The organism is Comamonas aquatica NBRC 14918 (assembly GCF_000739875.1).
GTDB lineage: Bacteria > Pseudomonadota > Gammaproteobacteria > Burkholderiales > Burkholderiaceae_C > Comamonas > Comamonas aquatica.
In genome coordinates this window covers 48530-55550 of record NZ_BBJR01000053.1, presented here as the reverse complement: position 1 = coordinate 55550, position 7021 = coordinate 48530, and the positions used below count along the sequence as shown (strand labels likewise).

8 protein-coding genes are annotated in these 7021 nt (G+C 63.3%); 4 read left to right on the top strand and 4 right to left on the bottom strand.

Annotated elements, in window-relative coordinates; translation table 11 throughout:
• Positions 1-421: 421 nt before the first annotated feature.
• Positions 422-574 (bottom strand): hypothetical protein, encoded by a 153-nt coding sequence (locus CA2_RS18070; RefSeq protein WP_162858916.1) that lies wholly within the window; start codon positions 572-574, stop codon positions 422-424.
• A gap of 384 nt (positions 575-958) precedes the next feature.
• On the opposite strand from CA2_RS18070, the gene CA2_RS12890 reads away from it, so the two are divergent.
• Positions 959-1963, top strand: coding sequence for a D-2-hydroxyacid dehydrogenase family protein (locus tag CA2_RS12890; RefSeq protein WP_042417880.1), 1005 nt, complete (start codon positions 959-961; stop codon positions 1961-1963).
• A gap of 26 nt (positions 1964-1989) precedes the next feature.
• Here the strand turns inward: CA2_RS12890 and CA2_RS17625 are convergent, their stop codons facing one another.
• From CA2_RS17625 to CA2_RS12875, 3 genes are read right to left on the bottom strand one after another with little or no spacing between them, the layout of a single operon-like run.
• The gene (locus CA2_RS17625) at positions 1990-2391 is read right to left on the bottom strand and encodes a hypothetical protein (protein WP_245620958.1); all 402 of its coding nucleotides are present in this window, start codon (positions 2389-2391) and stop codon (positions 1990-1992) included.
• Positions 2392-2423: 32 nt separating this feature from the next.
• The gene (locus CA2_RS12880) at positions 2424-2870 is read right to left on the bottom strand and encodes a DNA polymerase III subunit chi (RefSeq protein ID WP_042417860.1); all 447 of its coding nucleotides are present in this window, start codon (positions 2868-2870) and stop codon (positions 2424-2426) included.
• Between the two features lie 2 nt (positions 2871-2872).
• Positions 2873-4393, bottom strand: a complete 1521-nt coding sequence (locus CA2_RS12875; RefSeq protein ID WP_042417858.1) for a leucyl aminopeptidase — start codon at positions 4391-4393, stop codon at positions 2873-2875.
• Positions 4394-4417: 24 nt separating this feature from the next.
• Here CA2_RS12875 and lptF point away from each other — a divergent pair, with 24 nt between their 5' ends.
• From lptF to CA2_RS12860, 3 genes are read left to right on the top strand one after another with little or no spacing between them, the layout of a single operon-like run.
• Positions 4418-5512 carry an LPS export ABC transporter permease LptF gene (gene lptF / locus CA2_RS12870; RefSeq protein WP_042417856.1) on the top strand — a complete coding sequence of 365 codons (1095 nt, stop codon included), beginning with the start codon at positions 4418-4420 and terminating at the stop codon, positions 5510-5512.
• Positions 5509-6636: an LPS export ABC transporter permease LptG gene (gene lptG, locus CA2_RS12865; RefSeq protein WP_042417855.1), complete on the top strand. Its 1128-nt coding sequence runs from the start codon at positions 5509-5511 to the stop codon at positions 6634-6636. Before lptF ends, lptG begins: the two co-directional genes overlap by 4 nt.
• The gene (locus CA2_RS12860; protein ID WP_042417854.1) at positions 6633-7016 is read left to right on the top strand and encodes a sirohydrochlorin chelatase; all 384 of its coding nucleotides are present in this window, start codon (positions 6633-6635) and stop codon (positions 7014-7016) included. The genes lptG and CA2_RS12860 overlap by 4 nt, the downstream gene beginning before the upstream one ends.
• Positions 7017-7021 lie beyond the last annotated feature (5 nt).

Sequence of the window (7021 nt, the reverse complement as noted above, 5' to 3'; positions counted from 1 at the left end):
CAACGCCGTCCCACAGCACCGCTGCAAAACATCGAACGACCCGGCAAAGTTTACATTCGCTGCTACGGGTCACCGGCCTCAGGCCGCACGCAAAACATGCGCCGCCTCAACGAGGCTTCACCCGAACCGGCCATTTGTGCTGCGCCCCGGCGAGGCTCTGCCGCCTACTTGCTGCGGACCATGCAGTGGCTGCGCACCTAACGCTGCATCCAAGCTCCTAATTCGATAGCTTTTCACACTTGTGCAATCAGCGCAACGGCCATTTTTTGGCAAAAGAAGAAACCGCCCGGCATACACCGGGCGGTTGCAGAGATTGCGCCGCGAAAAACAGATGTCCAAGCTGCGCTGTTGGTTTGGAGGGTCAACCTGCAGACAGCCCGGGATATGTCCATGGGATTGAGATGCCAGCGCCCTGGCGACTTCAGCAATTGCCTTTCTTGGCCTGACCCGGTGGACAGAAACCACCATGGCCGCCACCAGCACCGGGGTCGATCACCACGGAGCCACTGGGTGTGTACACCGCGCAGCCACCCAGCAATGCCGCCACCAAAGTCCATCCGAGCAGTTTTTTCATATCGATGATTCAGGAGTGAGAATGGCTGCCGAGTGTAGAAGCATGCGCTGCAACAAGTCTTATCAGGGCGTAACAACAAGCTGCAACGCCCGTGGCCACGGTTCTACCAATCGTTCCATCTTTTACCACCCCCACCGGCACACAGTGCCGAGCACGGAGTTGCTTGGACGACAATATGGGCATCAACCGGTAGAGCCGGGGCTGCAGCCGGGTCACAATCCAGGCTTGCCCTTGCCAACCAACCTGGGCCGGATATTGCTTGCAAGCCACTTGATGGTCACAGGCACGCTACCGCCACCTGAACCCCGCGTTTTGGCAAGATCGCTTAAAAGGCTTGCCGCAGACCCATTGAAGAAATCAAGCACTTAGAAAGCACGCTGAATGCTGAACATCGTCATTCTGGACGACTACCAAGACACGGTCCGCAAACTCCAATGCGCTGCCCGCCTGGACGGGTTCAACGCCAAGGTCTACACCAACACAGTCAAAGGCGTGGGTCAACTGGCCGTGCGTCTGCGCGATGCGGATGTGATTGTGCTGATTCGGGAGCGCACCCCGCTGTCTCGCCAACTGATTGAGAAACTGCCCAAGCTCAAGCTGATCGCCCAGGTCGGCAAGGCCGGCCCCCACCTGGACGTGCAAGCCTGTACCGACCATGGGATTGCCGTTGCCGAAGGCGTGGGATCACCGGTGGCCCCGGCCGAGCTGACCTGGGCCCTGATCATGGCGGCCATGCGCCGACTGCCCCAGTACATCTCCAACCTCAAGCACGGTGCCTGGCAGCAATCGGGCTTCAAGGCAGCGTCCATGCCGCCCAACTTCGCCATGGGCTGTGCGCTGCGCGGCCGCACCCTCGGCATCTGGGGCTATGGCCGGATCGGGCAGTTGGTGGCGGGCTACGGCAAGGCTTTTGGCATGGCTGTGACCGTGTGGGGCAGCGAGGCATCGCGCACCAAGGCCTTGCAAGATGGTTACCAGGCCGCCGCCAGCCGGGAAGAGTTCTTCGCGCACAGCGACGTGCTGTCCCTGCACTTGCGACTGCATCCGCAGACCCAACACATCGTGCGCCGGGAAGACCTGGCGCTGATGAAGCCCACGGCACTGCTGGTGAACACCTCGCGCGCCGAATTGATCGAACCCGATGCACTGGCCAGCGCTCTGACGCAGGGCCGACCCGGCCTGGCGGCCGTGGACGTCTTCGAGAGCGAACCCATTCTGCAAGGCCACGCACTGCTGCGCATGGAAAACTGCATCTGTACACCACACATTGGCTATGTGGAGCAGGACAGTTACGAGCTCTACTTTGGTGCTGCCTTCGACAACATCGTGCACTTCTTCCAGGGCCAGCCTGTCAACATCCTCAATCCCGAGGTGCTGAGCCAAGTATGAGCAAGCCTGCCGTGACAGGCAGGCCTTCAACCCCACGTGGCGGGTGGGTAGCGCAAATCGGCCAGTTCCTGGGCCACGGCCTCATTCACGGCCGCACTGACCAGCCCCTCAACCTCCTGGCGAATGGACTGGTACAGGGCCTGGGTCTGCAACTGCACCACATCGGCCAGGGCATAGCGCAAGCGCTCTTCCAGCACGCCGTCCAGGCGCTCCATCACGCGCAGCTGCAGGGTCTGCGCCAGTGCCAGTCCCTGGTCGCGCAGTGCATCCGGCGTCATCGCGGGCACGCCCACCGGCGCGGGGGTCGGCGGTGCTTCGTCGACGGGCACGGGCTGCATTGGCACCCGGTCAGGCACGTCCTGCGCGGGGTCTGGCAACCGGGTGGGGGGCACCACAGCGGGCTCCACCACCTCGGTCAAGGTCGGCACAAACCGCGGAGGCTGACGGTCACTGGGCTGCATCAATTACCTTTCAACACCAGGTCGTGGCGCTCGATCGCATGGCCCGCACCCTGGTAGGCGCGCCAGCGCACACGCGCCTGGGCACGGTCTTCATCGTCAAAGCTGGAGACCACCTCGACCACCTTGGCAAATGCCTCGAAGCCCTGGGGCATGTCCAACCCCAGGTTCAGCAGTACTTCACGGTGGGTACTGGCCTGGGCCTGCTCCACCAGCGCCACAGGCGCCAGGGCCAGCAGCTCGGCATCGTCGCCCTGCAAGGCATGCGCCAGGAACTCGTGCCCGGCGTATTTCCACAGCTTGGAGGACAGCTGGCGCAGCTGCGCCATCGGCGCCACCACGGTCACCCGCGCATCATGGCGCACGGCCTTGCGGATGAAGCGGCAGGCGTAATCCAGCTTGTCAGGTGCATTGAAGTGGAATGCGACCTGCACCGGGGAATCGGCCATGCTCATTCAGCTTTCGCGGTCTTGGCCGGTGCTTTGCGTGGCGCCGACTTGGGCTTGGTCGTCGTCTTGACGGGCTTGGCGGCAGCCGCGCTGTCCAACAGGTACTGCACCAGCAAGGGCACCGGACGGCCAGTGGCACCCTTGGAGGCTCCCTCTTTCCAGGCCGTACCGGCAATGTCCAGGTGTGCCCAGCGCATGGTGCCCACGAAGCGCTGCAGGAACTTGGCCGCCGTGATTGATCCGCCAGCGCGGCCTGCCACGTTGCCGACATCGGCAAAATTGCTCTTCAGGCCTTCGGCGTAGTCGTCGTCCAGCGGCATCTGCCAGCACAGGTCCTGGCTTTTCTCACCCGCATGCAGCAGCGCCTGACCCAGGCTGTCTTCGTTGGCATACATGCCGGAGCGCACACCGCCCAGCGCAATCACACACGCCCCTGTCAGGGTGGCGATGTCCACCACGGCGCTAGGCTTGAAACGCTCGGCATAGGTCAGGGTGTCACACAGCACCAGGCGCCCCTCGGCATCGGTGTTCAGGATTTCAATGGTCTGACCGCTCATGCTGGTCACCACATCGCCCGGCTTGATCGCGCCGCCATCGGGCATGTTTTCGCACGCAGGGATCAGGCCCACGACGTTGATCGCGGGCTTGAGCTCGGCCAGGCTGCGGAAGACGCCCAGCACGCTGGCAGCACCGCACATGTCGAATTTCATCTCGTCCATGGCCGCGGCAGGCTTGAGCGAAATACCGCCGGTGTCAAACGTGATGCCCTTGCCCACCAGCACCACCGGGGCCTGCGACTTGGCGGCCCCCTGGTAGCTCAGCTCAATGAACTGCAAGGGCTCCTTGGAACCCTGTGCCACCGCCAGGAATGCGCCCATGCCCAGCTTGGCCACTTCTTTCGGCCCATGCACCTTGCAATCGATGTCTGCATCTTTGGCCAAGTCCTTGGCAGCCTGCGCCAGCAAAGTGGGCGTGGCATGGTTGGCAGGGCGGTTGCCCCACTCCTTGGCCAGGCCCTGGCCCAAGGCCACAGCCACGGCCTGCTCGAACGCTGGGGTGGCTGCATGCTTGTCCGCGACCCCCACGGTTACCTTCTGCAAGCCCAGCGCCTTGGCCTGGGGCTTGGTCAGGGTATAGACATAGCTGGCATCGGCCACGCTGTGCACGCTGGCGCGCACCGCAGCCGGTGCATCGTCCAGTGCACTCAGGCACAACACCGCGTGCTGCACGCCCTCGGCCTTGAGCACGGCGGACACGCTGCCCAGGGCCGTGCGCAGATCGCGCTGGCTGCCCGAGCCGGCGCCCACCAGCAGCACCCGCCGCGCCTGCACGCCGGCAGGCCGGTAGCAGTGCAACTGCTTGCCGGCCGCATGACTCCAGTCACCATGGCGCACCGCAGCTTCGACCAGCGCCGACAAAGGGTCTTGCGCAGGCTCAAATGCCTGGGGCACCAACAATACAAGAAGATCACACTTTGCAACGGCTGCACTGGACAGGCTCAAAGCCTTGAGTTCAAAGTTCATAATCGGTGTTTTCCTTTTGAGCCAATGTTATTCGATTCATCCATACGCAAGGAGCTGGGACGCAGCTTCGGTGCCACCCTGGTGGTGCTCATCACCGTCGTCATGACCATGATGCTGATCCGGACCCTGGGCCAGGCGACCAAGGGCACCGTCAGCCCATCCGATGTGATGCTGGTCATGGGCTTCACCGTACTCGGCCAGATGTCCACCATCCTGACGCTCAGCCTGTTTGTGGCTGTTGTCGGCACGCTGTCGCGCATGTACCGCGACAGCGAAATGGCCATCTGGTTCGCCAGCGGCCAGGGACTGGCCAGCCAGCTGCGTCCGGTGCTGCGCTTCGCGTGGCCGATTGTGGCAGTCATTGCCGTACTGGCGTTGCTGGTATGGCCATGGAGCAACCACCAGATCCAGCAACTGCGCGCCCAGTTCGAGCAGCGCAGCGACATTGACCGCATCGCACCCGGGGAGTTCCAGGAATCTTCGGACGGCACGCGCGTGATCTTCATCGACAAGGACACGGTCACCACCGAGGCTGCCAGCAACATCTTCCTGGTCGAGCAACGCCAGGGACGTGAATATGTGACCTCGGCCAAGTCCGCCCACCTGGAAACCGTGGACGGCTTGCGCAATGCCGTGCTCGAGAACGGCCAGCGCGTGGAGACCGACCCTGCCACAGGGCAACTCAAGCTGACGCATTTTGAAGCCTACACCGTGCGCCTCGAAGACAACGCACCGGCCAAGACCAGCCTGACCGCCCGTGCGCTGTCGACCCCGGAACTGTTCCAGACCCCCAATCCCGTCAACCTGGCCGAAGCCGGCTGGCGCGCGGGCTTGCCGCTGGCAGCCTTGAACCTGCTGGTGCTGGCACTGGCCATCACCATCGTCAACCCCCGCGCCGGGCAAAGCACCAGCCTGGTCGTGGCACTGCTGGCCTTCGTCGTCTACTACAACCTGATGAGCGTCGGCCAGAGCTGGACCGCCTCGGGCCGCATCGGGCTGACCGGCTATGTGCTGGGCGTGCATGGCAGCGTCTTCGTGCTGGCGGTATTGGGGCTGGCCATCCGCCACCATCGCTGGCACCTCAAGGACCTGTGGCAACGCCGGGGAGCCACCGCATGAAGACACTGCGCAGACTGATCTACCGCGACACCGTCAGTGCCATCGGCTTTGTGGCCCTGGCGTTTCTGGCGCTGTTCTTTTTCTTTGACCTGCTCGACGAGATGGGCGATGTGGGCCGCACCGTGGGCGATACCACCTACACCGTCTGGCATGCCTTGCTGGCCGTGTCCCTGGGCATCCCGAACCACCTGTACGAACTGCTGCCGATTGCCGTGCTGATCGGCAGCATCTTTGTGATGGCCCGATTTGCGCAAAGCTCAGAGTTCACCATCATGCGCACCAGCGGCCTGGGGCCCTGGCTGGCGCTGCGCACCATGCTGCTGCTGGGCGCCTGCTTTGTGGTACTGACGGTAGCGGTCGGCGACTACATTGCACCCGCCGCCGAGCGCATGGCCCTGGTGGCCAAGGCCAAGTACCTGGGCAAGACCTCGACCAGCGGCTCCACCGGCGCCTGGCTCAAGGAAAAAAACAATGGCAACACGCTGGCCGTCAATGTCCGTTCCGTGCGCGCCGACGGTGCCCTGCAGGGCATCCGTGTGTTCCAGTTCGATGGTCAGGGTCGCATGGTGCTGCAAATCCATGCCGACAGTGGGCAGGTGCAAAGCACTGCCACCGCCTGGGACCTGACGAATGCCCGCATCGCGCGTTTCCGCTACACGCCTGACGCCCAGGGTGCCGAAACCGCCCAGGTCACGCGCGAGCAGGCGCCCAGCCTGGAATGGCCCACCAGCATCACCAGCGAAATGCTGGTGGCCGCCGTGCACAAACCTGATCGCATGCCGACCCTGGAGCTGTTCCAGTTCATCCAGCACCTGAAGGCCAACGACCAGTCGGCGCAGAAGTACGAAATCGAATTCTGGCGCAAGGTCTTCTATCCCTTGAGCTGCATGGTCATGGTGGTGCTGGCCCTGCCCTTTGCTTACCTGCACTTCCGCTCCGGTGGCATTGCAGGCTATGTCTTCGCCGGGGTGATGGCCGGCATCAGCTTCTTCCTGCTCAACAACGTGTTCGGCTATGCCGGCAACCTGCAGAACTGGTCGCCCATGCTGACCGCTGCCGCGCCGGGGCTGATCTACTCGATATTGTCTTTGGGGGCCTTTGCATGGCTGGTGATTCGCCGATGAGTACGCCGTCTTCACAGCGCGGTATTGTTTTCTTTGCCCATGGTTCGCGCGATCCGCAGTGGCGCCTGCCGATCGAGGCGGTGGCGCAGCAACTGCTGCTACAACACCCGCAGGCACGCTGCTGCACGGCCTACCTGGAACTGACCGAGCCCGACTTGCCTACGGCCGCGGCCGACCTGGTAGGCCAGGGCTGCACCCACATCACCGTGCTGCCCATGTTCCTGGGCACCGGCCGCCACGCACGCCAGGACCTGCCGGTACTGGTCGCTGGATTGCGAGAGCAGCACCCCCAGGTGCAGTTCGAGGTGGCTACCGCTGTCGGCGAAGACGCACGCCTGACGGCCTTGCTGGCCGAGATGGCACACCAATACATTGCATAAAGCAA